The sequence below is a fragment of the Duganella kummerowiae genome (assembly GCF_053572355.1).
Genome location: NZ_JBKFEH010000008.1, coordinates 400,473 through 422,220, shown reverse-complemented (window position 1 = coordinate 422,220; position 21,748 = coordinate 400,473). Strand labels below are relative to the sequence as shown.

Below are 21,748 nucleotides of genomic sequence, written 5' to 3'. Positions count from 1 at the left end.
CTTTTTTCTAGGGGAGCTGCAATCAGTCCTGGTGCTCGACCTTGATGGTGCGCCAGCGGTCGTTGTTCTGGCGGCGGCGGCCGAACACCAGCAGGGCCCCGGCGGCGCCCAGCAGCAGCAGGTAGGACGGGCCTTCCTGCGCGCTGGAGGCGGCGGCCGGCTTGGCGCGGGACGGGACCTCGTCGCTGGCGCGGGCGATACCATCGCCATTGTCGCCCATGCCGCCCTGGCTCCAGGAAGCGTTCTGCACTTTGCCCTCGGCGCCGCCGGAACGGGCTTGAGCAGGGGAATCATGTTGCGCTGCAACTTCTACCTTGGCATAGGCGTCAGCCTGGAAAACCGCGCTGGCACAAAGCAGGGCCAGCGCGAGCCGGGAGTACTGGGTCATGGGCGATCTCCGCAAGATTGGTGGATAGGTAACACTGTACAAGTAGCAATTTTACACATTATTGTGCAGTGCCGCACGAATATTTTGTACGGTGCTTATACGATTTTTCCGTCACCAATCAGGGTCAGCACGCCCAGGACTGCAAAAATCACGGCGGCGATGCCGTGCACCAGCTTGAGGTTGACGCGGCCGGCAATGCGGTCCCCCAGGTAGACCGCCGGCACGTTGGCCAGCATCATGCCGAAGGTGGTGCCGGCCACCACGGCGGCCAGGCCATGGTAGCGCGCCGCCAGCGCCACGGTGGCGATCTGGGTCTTGTCGCCCATTTCAGCCGCGAAGAAGGCCACCAGGGTGGTCAGGAATACGCCGTATTTGGCGGCCGGGGTCTCGTCCTCGTCGATTTCATCCGGCACCAGGGTCCAGGCCGCCATGGCCAGGAAGGAGGCGCCCAGCACCCAGCGCAGCAGGTCCGGGCCCAGCAGCCCCGTGATCCAGGTGCCGATGGCGGCCGCGAAGGCGTGGTTGGCGATGGTGGCGACAAAAATGGCCGCCACGATGGGCAGGGGTTTGCGGAACCTGGCGGCCAGGACGAAGGCGAGCAGCTGGGTTTTATCGCCGATTTCGGCGAGGGCGACGATGCCTGTGGAGACGAGGAAAGCTTCCATGGGTAGTTTCAAAAAGGACGCGGGCCGGATCGGAAACAATGACCCGAGCGCGGCTCCAGCCCGTACAGGCCGCCCTCTGGTCATGGTCTCGTCTAGCCTGGCGGCCACCTGCACCACGGTCTGCGGACCGATCATGTTGACGCAGGTTCCCGCGCGGGGATGCGCGGGCTGACTACTCCCCAATAACGGCGCGTATCATAACACATGTGCTAAGCTGCAACGCCTGCTCCGGCCGGCCCCTGTCACTCGGAAGGATAACAATGACCACACCAAGCTCCATGCGCGCCGCGCTGGGGACGCTGGCTGCACTGTGGTGCGCCGCCGTCCACGCCGATCCGCTCAGCTATGCGCGCTACGACCAGGTCCGCACCACGGACCTGTACCTGGACCTCAAGGCCGACTTCGGCCGCAAGACCCTGTCCGGCTATGCCGAACTGACCCTGGACTGGCTGGACAAGTCGGCCCGCAGCCTGGTGCTCGACACCAAGGACCTGGCCATCGCCCGCGTCCAGCTGCAGGACGCTGCCGGCAACTGGCGCCCCGCCTCCTACATGCTGGACAAGGCCGATCCGGAGAAGGGCCGCGCGCTGCGCATCGCCACCCCGGTGCAGCCGGCCAAGGTACGCATCTACTACCGCACCGCGCCCACGGCGGCCGCGCTGCAGTGGATGGGGCCGCAGCAGACCCTGTCCGGCAAGCGCCCCTTCATGTTCAGCCAGTCCGAGGAAATCAACGCCCGCTCCTGGGCCCCGCTGCAGGACACCCCGGCGGTGCGCTTCACTTATGGCGCCCGGATCGAGGCCCCGGCCGGCCTGCGGGTGCTGATGAGCGCCGACAACGATCCCGGCGCCACCGGCGCCGGCGGCTGGAAGTTCCGCATGAACCAGCCCATCCCGTCCTACCTGCTGGCCATTGCCATCGGCGAGATCGGCGTGCGCAGCGTGGGCCCGCGTTCGGCCGTGTACGCGGAACCGGCGCGCCTGGAGGCCGCCGCCAGCGAGATGGCCGACACCGAGAAGATGATCGCGGCAGCCGAATCGCTGTACGGCCCGTACCGCTGGGAGCGCTACGACATGCTGGTGCTGCCGCCGTCCTTCCCCATCGGCGGCATGGAAAACCCGCGCCTGACCTTCGTCACCCCGACCATGATCGCGGGCGACCGCAGCCTGGTGGACCTGATCGCCCACGAGCTGGCGCATTCCTGGTCCGGCAACCTGGTCACCAACGCCTCCTGGAAACACTTCTGGCTCAATGAGGGCTTCACCACCTACGTCACCACCCGCATCGTGGAAAGCCTGTACGGCGCTGAGGTGGCCGAGATGAATTTGCAGGTCGAGCAGGAGGAAGCCATGGCCTCGCTGGCCGGCATCGCGCCCGCCAAGCAGGCCCTGATCCCGCGCGGTCCGGACACCGATCCCAAGCTGTACACCGACAGCGGCCTGGTCTACCCGAAAGGCGCCTGGCTGCTGCGCACCCTGGAGCAGCGCGCCGGACGCGAGCGCTTCGATCCCTTCCTGCGCGGCTGGTTCGACCAGCACGCCTTCAAGTCGGCCACCTCTGAAGAATTCGTGGCCTACCTGAAGCAGAACCTGCTGGCCCAGCAGCCCGGCCTGATGAGCGACGCCGAGCTGGACGAGTGGCTGTACGGCCCCGGCATCCCGGCCAGCGCCGTGCATGCGCAATCGGCGCGCCTGGCCGCGCTGGACCAGCAGCGCACGGCCTGGCTGGCGGGCGAGCTGCCCACGGCCGAGCTGAACGGCAAGAACTGGATCGCGCTGGAGTGGATGCACTTCCTCAACGATATCGATGGCAAGGCCACGGCCGCGAAAATGGCGGAGCTGGATCAGGCATTCGGCCTGGGCAAGACCGGCAACAATGAAATCGCCTACCGCTACTACCTGGCCTCGGTGAAGGCCGGCTACGGCGTGCGCGCCCCGCTGGAAAGTTTCCTCATGAGCGTGGGACGGCAGAAGTTCGTGGTGCCGCTGTACAAGGCGCTGCTGGACCATCCGAACGAACGGGCCTGGGCCCAGGCGCTGTACGTGAAGGCGCGGCCGCACTACCACCCCGAGACGCAGAAATCCGTGGACCGCTTGTTCAAAAAATAAATCGTTTATATAGTTTATGACATTATCCAGACTCGCAGCCGCCGCGCTGCTGGCCTGCGCCGTGCTGGGCGCGGGCCATGTTTCCGCCGCCCTGGCCGCCCCGGCGGCGGCGGCCGTGCCAGCCTTCAACCTCGACGCCGACGTCAACCAGGCGCTCAAGGCCTTTGGCGTGCCCGGCATGGCGATCGCCATCGTCAAGGATGGCAAGGTGCTGGCCGCCAAAGGCTATGGGGTGCGCCGCCTGGGCCAGCCGGCGCCGGTGGACGGCAAGACCCTGTTCGAGGTGGCCTCCAATTCCAAGGCCTTTACGGCGGCCGCGCTGGCCATGCTGGTCGACGAGGGCAAGATCGCCTGGGACGATCCGGTCACCAAGCACTTGCCGGACTTCCAGATGTATGACTCCTACGTCACCGGCGTGATGACGGTGCGCGACCTGCTGACCCACCGCAGCGGCCTGGGCCTGGGCGCCGGCGACCTGCTGTGGTGGCCGAGCACCATCTTCAGCACCGACGAGATCATCGCCAGGCTGCGCTACGTGAAGCCGGCCACCAGCTTCCGCAACAGCTACGCCTACGACAACCTGCTGTACATCGTGGCCGGGAAGATCGTCGCCAAGTACGCGGGCCAGCCTTGGGGGGCGGCCATCCGCGAGCGCATCCTGGCGCCGCTGGGCATGAATGGCACGGTCACCAGCGTGGCCGAGATGACGGCCGGCAGCAACTATGCGGCGCCGCACAGCAAGGTCGGCGAGCAGGTGACGGTGGTCAAGCCCATGCCGGTGCCGAACGCGGTGGGTGCGGTGGGCATCAATACCAATGCCGAGGACATGGCGCGCTGGATGGCGCTGCTGCTGAACGGCGGCGTGAAAGAAGACGGCAGCCGCTTGCTGAGCGCGGCCCAGTCGCGCGAGCTGTGGACCGAGCAGACCCCGATGAAGATCAGCGAGCCCAAGCCGGCGCTGGCGGCCACCCGTCCGAATTTCATGGGCTATGGCCTGGGCTTCCAGCTGCGCGACTACCGCGGCCGCAAGCTGGCCATGCACGGCGGCGCGCTGCAGGGCTTTTACTCGCGGGTGGTGATGGTGCCGGAAGAAAAACTGGGCATCGCGATACTCACCAATGCCGAGAACGGGCCGGCCATGACGGCGCTGCAGTGGCGCATCCTGGACCACTACCTGAAGGTGGCGCCGTCCGACTGGATACGGCTGTATGCGGAACAGGAAGCGGCCGACCACCAGGAGGAACTGGCGCGCCAGGGCAAGGAAGGCGCGGCGCGCGCTGCCGCCTCGCAGCCCTCGCTGCCGCTGGCCGCCTACGAGGGCGAGTACAGCGACCCCTGGTATGGCACGGCCACCATACGCAGCGAAGGCGGCAAGCAGGTGTTCGCGTTCAGCCGCACCCCCGACTTGGAAGGGGAACTGGAGCACTTCCAGCACGACACCTTCATCGTGCGCTGGAAAGAGCGCAATTTCAACGCCGACGCCTACGTGACCTTCGCCCTGAATCCGGACGGCAGCATAGAACGCATGAAGATGGCCCCCGTCTCGAAGGAGACCGACTTCAGCTACGACTTCGCCGACCTGCTGTTCACGCCGGTCAAGCCGAAAACCCCATAAACCAACCTGGTGTCCAACCAACCTGGTGTCTGTCCAACTTGGTGTCCAACCTGGCAACCTGGTGTCAGATCTGCCATTGGTACATGAGTTCGCCTTAGAGACGAGCTCATGTACTAATGGCAGACCTGACACCGGGTATGCCGGGTATGACACCGGGTACCTGACACCGGGTAGACCCTTGGCAGACCTGACACCGGGTAGACAGGCACCGGAAATTGATTATTCAGGCTTGGCTTCGCCGTCCAGGCGCAGCAGCTGCGACATGTATTGGGGGGTGATGCCGAGGAAGGAGGCCATCACCTTCTGCGAGATGCGCGCCTCCAGGCCAGGATACTCGCGCCGGAAGGCCGCCAGCCGGCCCTGGGCCGAGGCGGCGCTGATGTAGAGGCGGCGGCCCTGCAGCAGGATGCCGCGCTCGGACACGCGCAGGTAGTAGTCGCGCAGGGTGTTGTTGGTTTCGGTCAGGCGGCTCACTTCCAGCCAGTCCATGCGGTAGCCGCGCAGCGCCGTTTCCGCCACCACGAAATGCATGGCCGGTTCGCCGTTGCGGGCGCGCAGCAGGTCGCCGTGCGAGGCGGCCGTCTCGCCATCCACCATGAAGTGCAGGGTGACTTCATTGCCGCTTTCAGTGATGAAGCCGGAACGCGCCACGCCGCTGTGCAGCCAGCAGAAGGTCTGGGCCACGCTGCCGATGCGCTGCAGGTATTCGCCCTTGCGCAGGTGGACGGGCTCGGCCAGCGGGGCCAGCAGGCGCGTGATCTCGTCGTACACGTCTTCGCTGACGTTATAGCGGCGGGCAATGATGGAGCGGTATTTGGCTCGGTGGCTTAGAAATTCTTGCGTCATGGTGCTGGGCCAGGCTACCGGCTCGGCAAACCCTGGATAAGGAAAGAGTGATTTCCTGTTGGAAATTGTATCCAATAAATATATCCGGTTACCTGGCTTTCCTCAACAAGTATTTGTAACATTTGATACGTATGTTGCAAATTAGAATTAACACTCTGTTTTTTTGAGGCAAAAATCTTGATATTTAAACTAGTTGATATCGTTCCCATTTTGTCCTTCCTATACTAACGCCCCCGCCAAAACAGCAGCGCACTGGAAGCGTTCCCGGACTTCGGCTACATTAAATGGATGAGCTCGATACAGGTCATGATCGTCGATGATTCCGCCGTGGCGCGCCAGGTGCTGGCCGGCCTGCTCAATGGCGCTGGCGGCATCCAGGTCAGCCATGCGCTGGCCAATCCGCAACTGGCCATGCAGCGCATCAAGGTCCAGCGCCCCGACGTGATCGTGCTGGACGTGGATATGCCGCACACGGACGGCCTGGGCTTCCTGCGTACCCTGATGCTGGAGCGTCTGGCGCCAGTGGTGGTTTGCTCGGCGCTGTCCGGCAAGGCGCTGTCCTCGGTGGAAGGACTGACTGCGGGCGCCGCCGTCATCGTCAAGCCGCGCGCGGACCTGTCCGTGTGCCCGCCGGACTTGGCCGCCGCCCTGGTGGCCGCCGTGCGCGCTGCCGCCAGCCCGCGCAGGAGCGCGCCCAAGCCCATGCACGCGAACACGGCCGGCACCTCACCCGTGACCCTGGAGGCGCCTGCGCCCGGGGCGGCGGCCGTGCTCGATGCGGACGCCATGCTGCCGCCCGCCGGCCCGCGTGCGCCAGCCCGCACCACGGCGCCGGTGGTGGCGATAGGCGCTTCCACCGGCGGCACCCAGGCCCTGGAGGAGGTGCTGGCCATGCTGCCGATCGACGCGCCCGGCATCGTCATCGTGCAGCACATGCCGGAGCGCTACACCGGCGCCTTCGCCGAGCGCCTGGACAGCATCTGCCGCATCCGCGTCAAGCAAGCGGCCCACAACGACCGCGTGCAGCCGGGCCTGGCGCTGATCGCGCCCGGCGGGCGCCATATGCTGCTGCGCCGGGACGGTGGCGAATATGTGGTGGACGTGGTGGAGGGGCCGCTGGTGAACCGTCACCGGCCCTCGGTGGACGTGCTGTTCCGCTCGGTGGCGCGCTGCGCCGGCGCCAACGCCCTGGGTGTCATCCTGACCGGCATGGGCGACGACGGCGCCGCCGGCCTGCTGGAAATGCTGCAGGCCGGCGCCCGCACCGTGGGCCAGGACGAAGCCAGCTGCGTGGTGTACGGCATGCCGCAGGAGGCCATGAAACTGGGCGCGGTGGAGAAACAGCTGCCGCTGCAGGCTATCCACCGCGAGATAGAGCAATTTACTTCGGCTTGACGAACTTCAGGGTCATGCGGTCGCTCTCGCCGATGGCCTGGTATTTGGCGCGGTCCACGTCCTTGTTGGCATAGGTGGGCGGCAGGGCCCACACGCCGCCCTTGTGGTCGGCCGTGTCCTTGGGATTGGCGTTGATCTCGGACTTGGCGGCCAGCTTGAAGCCGGCCGCTTCCGCCAGTCCGATCACATATTGCTCCGACATGTAGCCGGTGCTGGCGGTGGCGTCCTGCATCTTCCCGGCCGGCAGGCGGTGTTCCTCCACGCCCAGCACGCCGCCCGGCTTGAGCACGGTGTACAGGCTGGCGAACAATTCCTTCATCTTGTCCGGTCCGTTGGGGATCCAGTTGTGCACGTTGCGGAAGGTGAGCACCATGTCGACGCTATTTGGTGGTGCAAGCTCGATCTTGCGCGGTGGTGCGAACACGCCCAGCTGCACCTTGTTGAACGCGGCCGGGTTGCCGTTCAGCTTGGCCATGAAGCGCTCGGCGCTGCGCCGTTCGCCGGCGTCCGGGGCGGACAGTTCGGCGCCCCCGGTGATCAGCTTGCCGCGTTCGCGCAGGTAGGGCGCCAGGATTTCCGTGTACCAGCCGCCGCCCGGCGCCAGTTCCACCACCGTCATGTCGGGGCGGATGCCGAAGAAGGTCAGGGTCTCGTAGGGATGGCGGTAGACGTCGCGTTCGACGTTGGCCGGGGTGCGGGCGCTGCCGCTGATGGCGGCGCGCAGCTGCGCGTCCTCGGCCTGGGCGGCGCCCAGCAGCAGGGTGGATGCCAGTGCGGCCGCAAGCAATCGTTTCATGCAGATCTCCTGAAGGGTGGTCGTTATGGTGGCGGGCCGTCCGTCACGGCGTCGGCCCTGCGCGATGATCGGCCAAGCGCGATACCAGGTCAAGCCTGTCCGGCCCCGGACAACTCGCGGACACTGCCCGGACACTGGCGGACACTGGCGGACACCGGCGGCAGCGGTGCACGGCTTGCAGCGGCGGCCCTGCCTGGTTTTTGCACCATCGTTGCGCATTGGCACACATTTTGCCTAAGAGCTGGCTTATTCGGCTACCAACATTGATTAAGAACCCGTTTTAAAATGAGCAGGGCAAGGCGCGGCGACGAAGACAGTGCGCGTGCACGGCAAGGAGCCGCAACGCCGCCATGGTCATTTTGAACGGGTTCTAAACGGCTTGCGTGGTGGACGATAGCGTTGCAGTGCAGAGCAAGAATCCAGTGCGGCCACAAGCCGCGATCCTTAAGTCAGTGATTGGAGAGACAATGGAACGACGTGCATTTCTGAACATGAGCAGCCTGGCCCTGGGCAGCATGCTGCTGCCGACCTTCGGGCGCGCCATCGCGGCCGAAGAGCTGCTCAAGCCGGTGGAAACCAAATTCAAGAAGCAGTTGGCCGATACCGCCATGACGGCGGCCACCCAGGCCGGGGCCAGCTATTGCGACGTGCGCGTCGGCCGTTACCTGAACCAGTTCATCATCACCCGTGACCTGAACGTGGAAAACGTGGTCAACACCGAGTCGGCCGGGGTCGGCGTGCGGGTGATCGCGGGCGGCGCCTACGGCTTTGCCGCCACCAACGACATGACGCCCGACGGCGTGGCCGCCGCGGCCCGCCAGGCGGTGGCCATCGCCAAGGCCAACGCCAAGCTGGGCGGCGAGCCGGTGCAGCTGGCCCCGGTCAAGGGCGCGGGCGAAGTCAGCTGGGCCACGCCCTACACCAAGGATTGGCGCGCCGTCCCCATCAAGGAAAAGGCTGAGCTGCTGATTGCCGCCAACAAGGCCGGCATGGATGGCGGCGCCAACTTCATGCAGTCGCTGCTGTTCCAGGTCAACCAGCAAAAATACTTCGCCTCCACCGACGGTTCCTATATCGACCAGGACATCCACCGCCTGTGGGTGCCGGTCACCGCCACCGCCGTGGACAAGACGTCCGGCAAGTTCCGTTCGCGCCAGGGCCTGTCGGCCCCGGTCGGCATGGGTTATGAATACCTGGACGCCCGCCCCGAGCACAAGCTCAAGGCGGCCGGCGGCGTGACCACCCTGTACACCAAGTCCTACGACCTGGTGGAAGATGCGCGCGCGGCCGGCAAGCAGGCCAAGGAAAAGCTGACCGCCAAGTCGGTCGAGCCGGGCAAGTACGACCTGGTGCTGTCGCCCGAGCACCTGTGGCTGACCATCCACGAATCGGTGGGCCACCCGACCGAGCTGGACCGCGTGCTGGGCTACGAGGCCAACTACGCCGGCACCAGTTTCGCCACCCTGGACAAATGGCAGTCCAAGAAATTCAAGTATGGCTCCGACCTGGTCAACATCGTGGCCGACAAGACCACCCCCGGTTCGCTGGGCTACGTCGGCTATGACGACGAAGGCGTCAAGTGCAAGCGCTGGGACATCATCAAGGATGGCATCCTGGTCAACTATCAGGCCACCCGCGACCAGGCCCACATCATCGGCGAGAAGGAGTCGCATGGCTGCTCGTATGCCGACAACTGGAGCAGCGTGCAATTCCAGCGCATGCCCAATGTCTCGCTGCAGGCCGGCAAGAAGAAAATCACGCCGGACGAACTGGTGAAGGACGTCAAGAAAGGCATCTACATCGTGGGCGATGGTTCGTTCTCGATCGACCAGCAGCGCTACAACTTCCAGTTCGGCGGCCAGCTGTTCTACGAGATCAAGGATGGCAAGATCGGCCAGATGCTGGAGGACGTGGCCTACCAGTCCAACACCCAGGAATTCTGGAATGCCTGCACCGCCATGTGCGACGAGCGCGACTGGCGCATGGGCGGTTCCTTCTTCGACGGCAAGGGCCAGCCCAGCCAGGTCAGCACGGTGTCGCACGGCGCCAGCACCACGCGCTTCAATGGCATCAATGTGATCAACACCGCACGCAAGATCGGCTAAGGGGGAGCGCAGATGAAACAACTGAACCAGGACGACGCCAAGCGCGTAATGGACAAGGTGCTGTCGTATTCGACCGGCGACCAGTGCGAAGTGAAGATCAACGGCAGCCGGCGCGGCAACGTGCGCTATGCGCGCAACGCCGTGTCCACCGCGGGCCTGGTGGAGGATACCCAGCTGGTTGTCAGCGTCGCGTTCGGCAAGAAGCAGGGCATCGCCACCATCAATGAATTCGACGACAAGTCGCTGGAAAAAGCGGTGCGCCGCGCCGAGGACCTGGCGCGCCTGGCGCCGGAAAATCCGGAATTCATGCCGACCCCGGAGAAACAGCAGTACAAGCCGTCCCAGACCTTCCACGCCGCCACCGACGCCATCGATCCCGAGTTCCGTGCCCAGGTGGCGGCCTACAGCATCGAGAACAGCAAGAAGAACAAGCTGGTCGCGGCCGGCTTCTTCAGCGACAGCAGCAGCTTCGAGGCGATCGCCAATTCCAAGGGTGTGTTCGGCTACCAGCGCGACACCGGCCTGGACTTCACCCTGACCGTGCGCACCGAGGATGGACGCGGCTCCGGCTGGGTCAAGCGCAGCGTGGGCGACGTGAACAAGTTCGACGCCCGCGCCGCCTCCGACATCGCGATCGAGAAGGCGCTCAAGTCGGTGGACGCCAAGGCGCTGGAGCCGGGCCGTTACACCGTGATACTGGAGCCGGCCGCCACCTCCGACCTGCTGGGCTTCATGTTCGGCAGCTTCGACGCCCGCTCGGCCGACGAGGGCCGCAGCTTCCTGTCCAAGAAGGGCGGCGGCAACCGGATGGGCGAGAAGCTGTTCGACGAACAGGTCAACATCTGGGCCGACCCCTGGGACAAGGACGTGGCCGTGCTGCCCTGGGATGGCGGCTCCTACCTGGCGCGCGAAAAGCACGACATCATCAAGAACGGCAAGGTGGCCTACCTGGACTACTCGCTGTTCTGGGCCAAGAAGCAGGGCAAGCGCGCCATCGGCACGCCGGGCAACATCATCATGGCGGGCGGCAGCAAGTCCACCGAGGAGCTGATCGCCAATACCAAGAAGGGCGTGCTGGTCACGCGCACCTGGTATATCCGCATGGTTGATCCGCAGTCGGTGCTGCTGACCGGCCTGACCCGCGACGGCACTTTCTACATCGAGAATGGCAAGATCAAGCACCCGATCAAGAACTTCCGCTTCAATGAAAGCCCGGTCACGATGCTCAACAACATCGATGAACTGGGCAAGCCGGAAATCCTGGCCGGTGACGAATCGCCCTTCCAGCTGGTGATCCCGGCCATGAAGGTGCGCGACTTCAACTTCACCTCGCTGTCCGACGCAGTCTGAGCCGTCACTCCCGCGCAGGCGGTGGTCCGCCACTGCGGAGTCCATGCTGAAGCCGCATACACTCGCACTCAGCATGGGCTCCTGCCTTCGCAGGAGCGACGCCGCTAACACCAGGGAGTATGCATTTGGAACGACGTTCATTCTTAAAAATCAGCGCGGCCGCCGGCGGCGCCCTGCTGGTACCGGTCTTCGGCAACGCCATCGCCGCCGAGGAGCTGCTCAACCCCATGGCGGTGCAATTCAAGAAAGCGCTGGCCGACGCCGCGCTCAATGCCGCCACCAAGGCCGGCGCCAGCTACTGCGACGTGCGCATAGGCCGCTATCTCAACCAGTTCATCACCACCCGTGACCTGAACGTGGAAAACATCGTCAACACCGAGTCCAGCGGGGTCGGCGTGCGCGTGATCGCGGGCGGCGCCTACGGCTTCTGCTCGACCAACGTGATGACGGCCGACGCCGTTGCCGACGCCGCGCGCCAGGCCGTGGCCATCGCCAGGGCCAACGCCAAATTGCAGACCGAGCCGGTGCAGCTGGCGCCCGTCAAGGGCGTGGGCGAGGTGGCCTGGGCCACGCCATTCAAGAAGGATTGGCGAACGGTGCCCATCAAGGACAAGGCCGAGATGCTGCTGGCCGCCAACAAGGCCGGCATGGAGGCTGGGGCCAGCTTCATGCAATCCAACCTGTTCCAGGTCAACCAGCAAAAGTATTTCGCCTCCACCGACGGTTCCTACATCGACCAGGACATCCACCGCCTGTGGTCGCCCCTGACCGCCACCGCCGTGGATAAAACCAGCGGCAAGTTCCGCACCCGCGACGGCCTGTCCTCGCCGGCCAGCATGGGCTACGAATTCTTCGAGGCGGCGCCCATGCACCGGGTGGCGGCCGCCGGCAAGGTCACCCCGCTGTACAAAGGCGCCTACGACATCGTCGAGGATGCGCGCGCGGCCGGCCGCCAGGCCAAGGAAAAGCTGGGCGCCAAGTCGGTCGAGCCGGGCAAGTACGACCTGGTGCTGTCGCCCGAACACCTGTTCCTGACCATCCATGAATCCGTGGGCCACGCCACCGAGCTCGATCGCGTGCTGGGCTACGAGGCCAACTATGCCGGCACCAGCTTCGCCACCCTGGACAAGTGGCAGTCCAAGAAATTCAAGTACGGTTCCGACATCGTCAACTTCGTGGCCGACAAGACCACGCCCGGTTCGCTGGGCTGCGTCGGCTACGACGACGAGGGCGTGCCGTCCAAGCGCTGGGACCTGATACGCAACGGCATCCTGGTCAACTACCAGGCCACGCGCGACCAGGCCCACATCATCGGCGAGAAGGAATCGCAGGGCTGCTCGTATGCCGACAGCTGGAGCAGCGTGCAATTCCAGCGCATGCCCAATGTGTCGCTGGAGGCGGGCAAGAAGAAGCTGACCCCGGACGAACTGGTCAAGGACGTCAAGAAGGGCATCTACATCCTGGGACGCGGTTCCTATTCCATCGACCAGCAGCGCTACAACTTCCAGTTCGGCGGCCAGCTGTACTACGAAATCAAGGATGGCAAGATCGGCGCCATGCTGGAGGATGTGGCCTACCAGTCCAACACCCAGGAATTCTGGAACGCCTGCAGCGCCATGTGCGATGAGCGCGACTGGCGCATGGGCGGCTCCTTCTTCGATGGCAAGGGACAGCCCAGCCAGGTCAGTGCGGTCTCGCACGGATCGAGCACCACGCGCTTCAATGGCATCAATGTGATCAACACCGGCCGCAAGATCGGCTAAGGGAGACGGACCAGATGAAACTGCTGAACCAGGAAGAAGCAAAACGCATCACCGACAAGGTGATCTCGCTGTCCAAGGCCGATGAGTGCCGCGTGTCGCTGAGCGGCAGCCGCACCGGCAATATCCGCTATGCGCGCAACAGCGTGTCCACCGCCGGGCTGGTGGAAAACACCCAGCTCAATGTGTCGGTCGCCTTCGGCAAGAAGCAGGGCACGGCCTCGATCAACGAGTTCGACGACAAGTCGCTGGAAAAGGCCGTGCGCCGCGCCGAGGAAATGGCGCGCCTGGCGCCGGACAATCCGGAATTCGTGCCCGCCATAGGCAAACAGGAATACCGCCCCTCGAATACCTACAACGAGAGCGTGGCCGCCATCGATCCGGAGTTCCGGGCCGAGGTGGCGTCGCACAGCATCCTGGCCGCGCGCAAGAACAAGCTGGTGGCGGCCGGCTTCTTCACCGACTCCACCGGCTTCGAGGTCATCGCCAATTCGAACGGCGTGTTCGGCTACCAGGCCTTGAACGACCTGAACTTCACCGTCACCGTGCGCACGGAAGATGGCCGTGGCTCCGGCTGGGTCACCCGCTCCGCCTATGACGCCAAGCGCTTCGATGCGCGCGCCGCCTCCGAAGTGGCGATCGAAAAGGCGCTGCGCTCGGTGGACGCCAAGGCGCTGGAGCCGGGCCGCTACACCGTGATACTGGAACCGGCCGCCACCTCGGAGCTGATCGGCCGCATGTTCGGCGGCTTCGACGCCCGCCGCGCCGACGAGGGCCGCAGCTTCCTGTCCAAGAAGGGCGGCGGCAACCGCCTGGGCGAGAAGCTGTTCGATGAACAGGTCAACATCTGGGCCGACCCCTGGGATGCCAACGTGCCGGTGCTGCCCTGGGATGGCCAGAGCATGCTGCCGCGCCAGCGCACCGACGTGGTCAAGGATGGCAGGATCGTCTCGCTCGACTATTCGCGCTTCTGGGCCCAGAAGCAGGGCAAGAAGGAGACTGCGCGCCACGGCAACATGATCATCGCCGGCGGCAGCAAGTCCACCGAGGAGCTGATCGCCAGCACCAAGAAAGGCATCCTGGTGACGCGCACCTGGTACATCCGCATGGTCGATCCGCAGTCGGTGCTGCTGACCGGGCTGACCCGCGACGGCACCTTCTACATCGAGAACGGCAAGATCAAGCATCCGATCAAGAACTTCCGTTTCAACGAAAGCCCGGTGGCCATGCTGAACAACATCGATGAACTGGGCAAGTCCGAGATCATCGGCGGCGACGAGGTGCAGTACCAGATGATGATACCGCCCATGAAGGTGCGCGACTTCAACTTCACCTCGCTGTCGGACGCGGTGTAAGGGCAGGGAGGGGCATGGCCAGCTACGACTTCTATTTCACCCGCCTGACCTACGAGTCGGGCGACTGGGACGTGGATGTGCGCATGCCCAGCAACGTGCTCAACTCGCTGGTCGAGTACACGACCTTGCGGGTCGATCCCGTCGAACGCATCGTGGCGCTGTCGGACCCCAAGATGCTGGAGGCGCCGTTCTGCTACTTTGCCGGCCACAAGCTGGTGCAGTTCACGGCGGCCGAGCGCAAGAACCTGGAGCGCTATGTGAAGGGCGGCGGCTTCCTGTTCGTGGACGACTGCAACCACGACATCGACGGGCTGTTCGCCAAGTCCTTCGAGGCCGAGATCGCGCGCATCTTCGGCCCCCGGGCGTTGCACAAGATCCCCAACAACCATCCGGTGTACACCAGCTTCTTCAAGTTCGACGGCCCGCCCAACACCAGCGTGGAGCTGAACGGCTGGGGCGACGACCTGGTGCACGACTACCTCAAGGCGGTGGAGTTCGGCGGGCGCGTGAGGCTTTTGTACAGCAACAAGGACTACGGCTGCGAGTGGGACTACGACTTCCGCAACAAGCGCTGGCTGGCGGTCGACAACACCCGCTTTGCGGTCAATATCATTCAATATGCGTTGGGAGCGTGATGGTGTCTCAGGACTGGAGTGAAAAGGAAATCGGTGAGCTGACGGCCAAGGTGGCGGCGCTCAAGCGCAGCATGGCGCGCGTGATCATTGGCCAGGAAAATGTGATCGATTCGCTCATCATCTGCCTGCTGGCCAACGGCCATGCGCTGGTCGAGGGCGTGCCGGGACTGGGCAAGACGCTGCTGGTCAAGTCGCTGTCGCAGGCCACCGAGATGGAATTCCACCGCGTGCAGTTCACGCCGGACCTGATGCCGTCGGATATTGTCGGCACCGAAATCCTGGAGGAGGACACGGCCACCCGCAAGCGCGAGTTCCACTTCCAGAAAGGGCCGGTGTTCACCCAGGTGCTGCTGGCCGACGAGATCAACCGGGCCCCGCCCAAGACCCAGTCCGCCCTGCTGGAAGCCATGCAGGAACGTTCGGTGACCTTTGCCGGGCAGACCCACGCGCTGCCGCGCCCCTTCTTCGTGCTGGCGACCCAGAACCCGATCGAGCAGGCCGGCACCTATCCGCTGCCGGAGGCGCAGCTGGACCGCTTCCTGCTGCGCATCGACGTGGTGTATCCGACCGAGGAAGAGGAAGTCCAGATGGTGTCGGCCACCACCCACGGCGGCCTGAAGGATGCCGAACCGGTGATGGACGTGGCCACCCTGCTGCGCCTGCAGCAGCTGGTGCGCGACATCGAGATCGGCGAACACCTGCTCAAGTATGCGACGCGCCTGGTGCGCGCCACCCGGCCGGCCCACACCGACGTGCCGGCCGTGAAGAAGCATATCGGCTGGGGCGCCGGCCCGCGCGCCGGACAGGCACTGGTGCTGGCCTCCAAGGCGCGCGCCCTGATGCACGGCCGCCTGGCCGTGACGCGCGAGGACATCGCGGAAATGCTGCTGCCGGTGCTGGCGCACCGCGTGCTGCGCAATTTCGAGGCCGAGGCCGATGGCATCGCCATTGCCGACATCCTGCAGGCCCTGCGCGACCACGTGCGTCCAGACTGAGCGATGCAAGATCAAGCGAAGGCCACCACGGCGCTGATGGCGCAGACCAAGGACCTGGACCTGGTGATACGCCATGTGCTGGCCGGCCTCGGACACGGCATCCACGCCGGCCGCGAGCGCGGCGCGGGCGTGGAATTCTCCGAATACCGCGCCTATGCGCCGGGCGACGAATGGCGCCGCGTGGACTGGAAGCTGCTGGCCCGCGTGGACCGCTACTATGTGCGCGAGGCGGAGCGCGACAGCCATGTGGCGGTGTGGCTGGTGCTGGACGCCAGCGCCTCCATGGCCGAGCCCAGCCGCGACATCAATGGCGTCGACAAGCTGTGGTTCGCGCGTACCGCGCTGGCCTGCGTGGCGGCGCTGGCGCAGCGCCAGGGCGACGCCTTCGGGCTGGTGGTGCTCAGTGGCGGCAAGGCCGAGTTCACGCCGGCCTCGCGCGGACCGCGCCAGTTGCAGCGGGTGCTGGCCCGGCTGCAGGCCGCCAGGCCGGAAGGCGTGCTGCCGGACGCGGACACGCTGAAATCGAATTTGCACTTCGCCGGCTCGCCCAGCATGGTGTTTGCCGCCAGCGATTTCCTCGACTGGCCTTCTGCCTTGGGCGAGGCGCTGCTGCGCCTGCGCCGCATGCGGCATGACGTGCGCCTGCTGACGGTGCGCACCGAGGCCGAGGTCAACGCCACCTTCAAATCCGGCTCGGCCTACCGCGATCCGGAACAGGCCGACGGCCTGCACCGCATGAGCAATGCCGACCGCGAAGAATACCTGCGCCGCAGCCGCGCCCACTTTGCCGGCGTGGCGGCGGCCTGCCGCCAGAACAACGTGGTGCAGATGCAAGCCTGTGTCGAACAGCCGCTGGCCGGCGTGCTGCGCGGCTGGCTGCAACAGGCGGGAGCGCGGCCGCGATGCTGAGTTATTTCCCTGTCTGGCTGCTGGCCCTGCCGGTGCTGCTGCTGCCCGTGTGGTGGCACCGCCAGAAGCGCCAGCGCATCAAGGCCGAACCGCTGGCGACGGCGCGCTTCCTGCCCTCTGCGCCGCCGGAGCAGCTGCGCGTATGGCAGTGGCGCGACCGCATCCTGCTGCTGGTGCGCTGTCTGCTGCTGATTGCATTGGTGGCGTGGCTGGCGCTGGTGGTCTTCCCCTGGCGCGGGGACACCGTGCTGCTCGACAGTGGCTTGGAGCCCGCCTGGGCCGAAAAACAGATCGCCGCCGCCGGCATGGGCGGCGCCCGCCGCATCACGCTGGACGAGATCGGCGCGCTGGACCGCGCCGCGGCCACTGGACGCGCGGCCGGCACACCTGCGGGCGCCGCCAGGTCGCTACGCGTGGCCGATGACAGCGCGCCGGTACCGGTCCTGTCCTGGCTGCGCCGCAATGAGCGCGACTGGAACCCGAGCGCACGGCTGATGGTGGTGGCGCGCGCCGACCGCATCGCCATGCCGGCCCGCGTGCCGCAGTTCGCGCACCTGGTCGAGCTGCGCCTGCAGCCGGCCGCGCCGTCCGCCGCTGCAGCGGCCGCGAGCAAGCCGCACCACGTCGCCATCGCCGCGCCGGAAGCCCGCCTGCCTGCCTGGCGCGCCCTGTTCGCCGCCTTCGCCGTGGCGGGCGCCGGCGCCGAACGCTACGAACTGACCGAGGCGCCCGACGCCGCCACGGAACTCATCATCTGGGACCAGCCGGGCAGTCCGCCTGCCGACTGGCGCGCCCCGCTCTGGTGGCTGGGCGCCGCCAGCGTGTCCGCGCTGCCCGAACTGGCCAAGCCAGCCACGCTGGTCACGCTGGTCATCAACGGCATCACCCTGCAATACGCGGACAGCCCGCGCGGCCGGCTGTGGTCCGCCAACTGGCCGCTGCATGACGCCGACGGCGCCCGCGCCATCTTCGAAAGCTGGCAGGCCCTGACACGCGCCGCACAGCCCTATCCCGCGCCATCGCAAACCTTAGCCGCCGCCCGCAGCGTCGTGCCGCCCATGGACGCACCGGAACCGGCGCCCTGGCTGGCCTACGCCCTGGCCGTGCTCTTCATGCTCGAACGGATACTGACCCATGCACGGCGAACCTGATTTGCTTTGCGCCCGGCTGCGCAACGCCGTCCTGCGCCAGCGCCTGCCGGCCTGGCTGGCGGCCCTGCTGCCGCTGGTGCTGGCCGCCGTGCTGCTGCCGTCGGCCCGTCCCGCCGCCCTGGCCGCAATGGTTGCCTGGGCGGTATGGATCGCCATCGACATCCAGCGCTGGCGGCGCCGCATCGAGCGCCACTGGGCTTCCTGGCTGGACGCCGCCGTGCCCCGGCTGGAAGACAGCAGCGCCCTGCTGGCGGCGGAACCGGCCAGCGTGATCGCCCGCCTGCAGCAGCAACGCCTGCAAGCGCGCCTGATGGAGATACTCGGTCCGGACGACTATCGCGCCATTGCCCGCCAGCGCGTGCGCTTCGCCGTGGCGCCGCTGCTGCTTAGCCTGGCCACCGCCGGCGCCGCCTGGGGCTGGCAAAGCAGCCGCCAGCCGGCCGCCGCACCGGCGGCGGCCGGCGCCGTCAACAAACCCATCGTGGACGGCGAAATCTACCTCAGCGTCAAGCCGCCCGCCTACACCGGCGTGGCCGCCTTCGACACCGCCGCGCGCGACATCCAGGTGCCGCAATACGCCGAGGTGCGCTGGTGCGTGCGCAACCCGCGCGGCGCCACGCCGGAGGTGGAGCTCAGTGACGGCCAGGTGCTGCCGGTCACGTCCGAATGCGCGACGTGGCGGGCCAACGAATCCATCTTCTGGCGCGCCAGGAGCCGTAACGGCGCCCGCTACAATGTGCGCGTCACGCCCGACCAGGCGCCGCAGGTCGCCATCGTCGCGCCGAATGAGCTGATACACGTGCTGGCCAAGGATGCCAGGACCGTCCAGCTCAGCGTGTCCGCGCGCGACGACTACGCCATCGTGCGCGCCAGCCTGCACCTGACCCTGGCGCGCGGCAGCGGCGAAAACATCCGCTTCACCGACAAGGAAGTGCCGTTGCCGCAATCGTCCGACCCGCGCAGCCGCAGCTGGCAAAAGCAATGGACCCTGGCCGAACTGGGCATGGAGCCGGGCGACGACCTGTACTTCTTCGTGCGCGCCACCGACAACGCGCCGGAACATCCGCACACGGCGCAATCGCCCACCTATACCCTGCGCCTGCCTGGTCCGGAAGCGGAAAGCCTGGACTCGACCGCGCTGCCGTCCATGGTCAAGCCCGAAAACCTGCGCAGCCAGCGTCAGATCATCATCGACACCGAACAGCTGGTGGCAGACCTGCAGGCCAACCCGCGCATGCCGGCCGCCACCCTGCGCCAGCGCAGCGAAGGCATTGCCGCCGACCAGGCCCAGCTGCGCCTGCGCTACGGCCAGTTCCTGGGCGAGGAATCCAGCCTGTTCGGCGACGAGCATGAGCACGAACATGAGCACGAGCAGGAAGGCAAGCGCGGGGACAAGTCCGGCGCCGTCAATGTGCTGGCCGAATTCGGCCACGCCCACGACCAGGAAGACAACGCCACCATCTTCGACCCGCAGACCAAGGCGGTGCTCAAGCGCGCCCTGGCCGCCATGTGGGACGCCGAAAAATCGCTGCGCGCCATCGCCCCGAAAAACGCGCTGCCGCCTGAATACAAGGCGCTGGACGCCATCAAGGAGCTGCAGCAGGCCGAACGCGTGTACCTGCACCGCACCGCCTTCGTGCCGCCCGCGCTGAAGGAGGAAAAGCGCCTGTCCGGCGACATCGTCGGCGTGATGAGCTACAAGCGCGCCCAGGGCGCGGCCAGCGATAGCGCCCCGGCCGAGGTGCGCGAGCTGCTGCAGGCGCTGGCCGGGGAGGGCGCCTTGCCCGCGCTATGGAGCAAGTCAGCGCGCGACGCCATCGCCGCCCGCATCAGCGACCAGGAACAGAAGCTGGCCGCCCAGCGCGCCGTGCAGGATGTGCTGGACGGCTGCACCGCCTGCCGTGGCGAACTGCGCGCCTGGCTGCGCGGCACCCTGACCGATACCCCGCTGCTGCTGCAAGCCCGGCCATCGGCCGACACCCCATTCCGCCAGGCCTGGCGCGGCAAGGAAGGACCATGATCTACCATCCCGTTCATCTGATGCTGCCGCTGTCGGTACTGGCTGCCGGCCTGCTGGGCGCACTGCTGTACGCGCTCAAGCGGCGCTGGATAGACGCGCTGCTGGCCGCTGCAGCAGGCTGCGCACTGGCCGTGGTGCTGGCCGGCGTGCGCCTGCCGCTGGCCGGCGCCCCCAGCGTGGCGCTGGCCACCGGCGCGTCCGGCAACGCCAGCGAGGCGGCCCTGCTGGCCGTGCCGCAGGCCGGTTCCATCACCCTGAGCGGCGACGGCCTGCGCGAGGCGCAATGGCGCGACCTGCCGGCGCGTCCGCTGAACTGGCAGCCGGGCCAGGCCGACCTGTTGTGGCTGGACTTCCCGCGCACCATGTCGCTGGGCCGCCAGTTCACGCTGACGGCCCGCCTGGGCCAGCCGCAGGTGGGCTGGCGCCTGCAGCTGCTGGCCGAGAACAAGCAAGTCATCGCCGAGAGCATCGCTCCGGGGAAGGGCCTGCCGCCGACCACGCAGCTGTCGGTGCAATGGCTGCCGCCGGTGGCCGAAGCCCTGGTGCTGCAGGCGCGCCTGCTCGATGCAGGGGGCAAGACCATGGCCCAGGGACCGGTGCCGCTGCAGGTGAAGGAGCCGCTGCCGCTGCAAATCCAGGGCCGCTTCGACGCGCCCTCATTCGACGCGCGCACGCTCAACCAGCTGCTGGCCGATGGCGGCGCCATCCTCGACTGGCAAGTCACGCTGGGCAAGGCCGTGTCCCGCAGCGAGACGGCGCGCGCGCCGCTGACCGCGCCCAACGCCCTGTTCGTGGACGCCGCCTATGTCGAGCACCTGGCGCCGTCCGGCCGCGCCGCGCTGCTGGCCCGGGTGGCGCAAGGATTGCCGCTGGTGGTGCTGGGCGGGAACGCCGCCAACGCCGGCTTGTGGCAAGGCGAATTCGGGCTGCGCCTGCAGCCGCAATCTGCCACCACGGAGAAGGAAGACATGCGCAGCTTCGGCGCGCTGTCGCTGCCGCCGGCCGGCCTGAACCCGGACGACAAGGCGGCGCCGCCGTGGAGCGTGCTGGCGCGCAACAGCAGGAAGCTCCCCTGGTTGTGGCAGCGCGACTGGAAGCAGGGCAAGGTGTTCTGGATAGGCGTGGCGGACTGGCACCGCTACGCCATCAGCGCGCCGCAGGCGCTGGCCGCATGGTGGCAGGGCGCGATGGACCAGATTGCGCTGGCCAGCGAGCAGAAGGCCGGCTGGCGCCTGCCCGATCCCTTCCCGGTGCCGGGGCTGCGCAGCGAAATCTGCGCCCAGGGCGTGAAGCCGGGCGCGGCGCTGCAGGTGTCCGGCATGCCGGACAGTGTGCTGCTGGCGCGCGCCGACAAGGCCGACGCGGTCTGCGCCGCGATCTGGCCGCAGCGCGCCGGCTGGCTGGACTTCAGCAGCGCCGGCGTGGCGGAGGGAGGCAGGGAATACGTGTACGCGGCCAGCGACTGGCCGGCCTGGCAGCGCGCCCTGCGCCGCGAAGCGACTGCACTATACGCGGCCCGCGCCGCAGCGGGAGCCGCCGCCCCGGCCGGCGACCGCCCCATGCCGACCACCCCGTGGGTGCTGGCCTTCGCCGCGCTGATGCTGGCGCTGTGGTGGCGCGAACAGCGTTAAACCCCGGCCTGCAACGGCCACGGT

At 66.7% G+C, this 21,748-nt stretch carries 17 protein-coding genes and 1 riboswitch; of the genes, 13 read left to right on the top strand and 4 right to left on the bottom strand.

The window, feature by feature from the left end:
* Positions 1–22 precede the first annotated feature (22 nt).
* Both ACLB1G_RS09735 and ACLB1G_RS09730 read right to left on the bottom strand, forming a co-directional pair.
* On the bottom strand, positions 23–388 hold the full coding sequence (locus ACLB1G_RS09735) for a hypothetical protein (protein ID WP_491626998.1): 366 nt from the start codon (positions 386–388) through the stop codon (positions 23–25).
* A 95-nt stretch (positions 389–483) separates the two neighbouring features.
* Positions 484–1,053, bottom strand: a complete 570-nt coding sequence (locus ACLB1G_RS09730; protein ID WP_491626997.1) for a TMEM165/GDT1 family protein — start codon at positions 1,051–1,053, stop codon at positions 484–486.
* 13 nt (positions 1,054–1,066) lie between these two features.
* A riboswitch (yybP-ykoY riboswitch) is annotated at positions 1,067–1,246 on the bottom strand.
* Between the two features lie 67 nt (positions 1,247–1,313).
* Here ACLB1G_RS09730 and ACLB1G_RS09725 point away from each other — a divergent pair.
* Together ACLB1G_RS09725 and ACLB1G_RS09720 are read left to right on the top strand one after the other, a co-directional pair.
* The gene (locus ACLB1G_RS09725) at positions 1,314–3,161 is read left to right on the top strand and encodes a M1 family metallopeptidase (protein WP_491626996.1); all 1,848 of its coding nucleotides are present in this window, start codon (positions 1,314–1,316) and stop codon (positions 3,159–3,161) included.
* A gap of 16 nt (positions 3,162–3,177) precedes the next feature.
* Positions 3,178–4,776 (top strand): serine hydrolase, encoded by a 1,599-nt coding sequence (locus ACLB1G_RS09720; protein WP_491626995.1) that lies wholly within the window; start codon positions 3,178–3,180, stop codon positions 4,774–4,776.
* Positions 4,777–4,995: 219 nt separating this feature from the next.
* On the opposite strand, the gene ACLB1G_RS09715 is transcribed toward ACLB1G_RS09720, so the two are convergent.
* Positions 4,996–5,622 (bottom strand): Crp/Fnr family transcriptional regulator, encoded by a 627-nt coding sequence (locus ACLB1G_RS09715; protein ID WP_491626994.1) that lies wholly within the window; start codon positions 5,620–5,622, stop codon positions 4,996–4,998.
* Positions 5,623–5,910: 288 nt separating this feature from the next.
* Between ACLB1G_RS09715 and ACLB1G_RS09710 the strand changes: the two genes are divergently transcribed.
* Positions 5,911–7,017 carry a protein-glutamate methylesterase/protein-glutamine glutaminase gene (locus tag ACLB1G_RS09710; protein WP_491626993.1) on the top strand — a complete coding sequence of 369 codons (1,107 nt, stop codon included), beginning with the start codon at positions 5,911–5,913 and terminating at the stop codon, positions 7,015–7,017.
* On the opposite strand, the gene ACLB1G_RS09705 is transcribed toward ACLB1G_RS09710, so the two are convergent.
* The gene (locus ACLB1G_RS09705) at positions 7,004–7,813 is read right to left on the bottom strand and encodes a class I SAM-dependent methyltransferase (RefSeq protein WP_491626992.1); all 810 of its coding nucleotides are present in this window, start codon (positions 7,811–7,813) and stop codon (positions 7,004–7,006) included. The genes ACLB1G_RS09710 and ACLB1G_RS09705 overlap by 14 nt on opposite strands.
* A 467-nt stretch (positions 7,814–8,280) precedes the next feature.
* Between ACLB1G_RS09705 and ACLB1G_RS09700 the strand changes: the two genes are divergently transcribed.
* The 10 genes from ACLB1G_RS09700 (at position 8,281) to ACLB1G_RS09655 (ending at position 21,724) form a co-directional block, all read left to right on the top strand.
* Positions 8,281–9,918: a TldD/PmbA family protein gene (locus tag ACLB1G_RS09700; RefSeq protein WP_491626991.1), complete on the top strand. Its 1,638-nt coding sequence runs from the start codon at positions 8,281–8,283 to the stop codon at positions 9,916–9,918.
* 12 nt (positions 9,919–9,930) lie between these two features.
* Positions 9,931–11,268 carry a TldD/PmbA family protein gene (locus tag ACLB1G_RS09695; RefSeq protein ID WP_491626990.1) on the top strand — a complete coding sequence of 446 codons (1,338 nt, stop codon included), beginning with the start codon at positions 9,931–9,933 and terminating at the stop codon, positions 11,266–11,268.
* A gap of 125 nt (positions 11,269–11,393) precedes the next feature.
* A complete protein-coding gene (locus ACLB1G_RS09690) occupies positions 11,394–13,031 on the top strand; it encodes a TldD/PmbA family protein (RefSeq protein WP_491626989.1) in 1,638 nt (545 codons plus the stop codon).
* Between the two features lie 14 nt (positions 13,032–13,045).
* The gene (locus tag ACLB1G_RS09685) at positions 13,046–14,383 is read left to right on the top strand and encodes a TldD/PmbA family protein (protein ID WP_491626988.1); all 1,338 of its coding nucleotides are present in this window, start codon (positions 13,046–13,048) and stop codon (positions 14,381–14,383) included.
* A gap of 14 nt (positions 14,384–14,397) precedes the next feature.
* Positions 14,398–15,018 carry a DUF4159 domain-containing protein gene (locus ACLB1G_RS09680; protein WP_491626987.1) on the top strand — a complete coding sequence of 207 codons (621 nt, stop codon included), beginning with the start codon at positions 14,398–14,400 and terminating at the stop codon, positions 15,016–15,018.
* A complete protein-coding gene (locus tag ACLB1G_RS09675; protein WP_491626986.1) occupies positions 15,018–16,013 on the top strand; it encodes an AAA family ATPase in 996 nt (331 codons plus the stop codon). Before ACLB1G_RS09680 ends, ACLB1G_RS09675 begins: the two co-directional genes overlap by 1 nt.
* 3 nt (positions 16,014–16,016) lie before the next feature.
* On the top strand, positions 16,017–16,922 hold the full coding sequence (locus ACLB1G_RS09670) for a DUF58 domain-containing protein (protein ID WP_491626985.1): 906 nt from the start codon (positions 16,017–16,019) through the stop codon (positions 16,920–16,922).
* The gene (locus tag ACLB1G_RS09665; RefSeq protein WP_491626984.1) at positions 16,916–18,073 is read left to right on the top strand and encodes a hypothetical protein; all 1,158 of its coding nucleotides are present in this window, start codon (positions 16,916–16,918) and stop codon (positions 18,071–18,073) included. The genes ACLB1G_RS09670 and ACLB1G_RS09665 overlap by 7 nt, the downstream gene beginning before the upstream one ends.
* On the top strand, positions 18,057–20,093 hold the full coding sequence (locus ACLB1G_RS09660) for a hypothetical protein (RefSeq protein ID WP_491626983.1): 2,037 nt from the start codon (positions 18,057–18,059) through the stop codon (positions 20,091–20,093). The genes ACLB1G_RS09665 and ACLB1G_RS09660 overlap by 17 nt, the downstream gene beginning before the upstream one ends.
* Positions 20,090–21,724 carry a hypothetical protein gene (locus ACLB1G_RS09655; RefSeq protein WP_491626982.1) on the top strand — a complete coding sequence of 545 codons (1,635 nt, stop codon included), beginning with the start codon at positions 20,090–20,092 and terminating at the stop codon, positions 21,722–21,724. Before ACLB1G_RS09660 ends, ACLB1G_RS09655 begins: the two co-directional genes overlap by 4 nt.
* Positions 21,725–21,748: the final 24 nt, after the last annotated feature.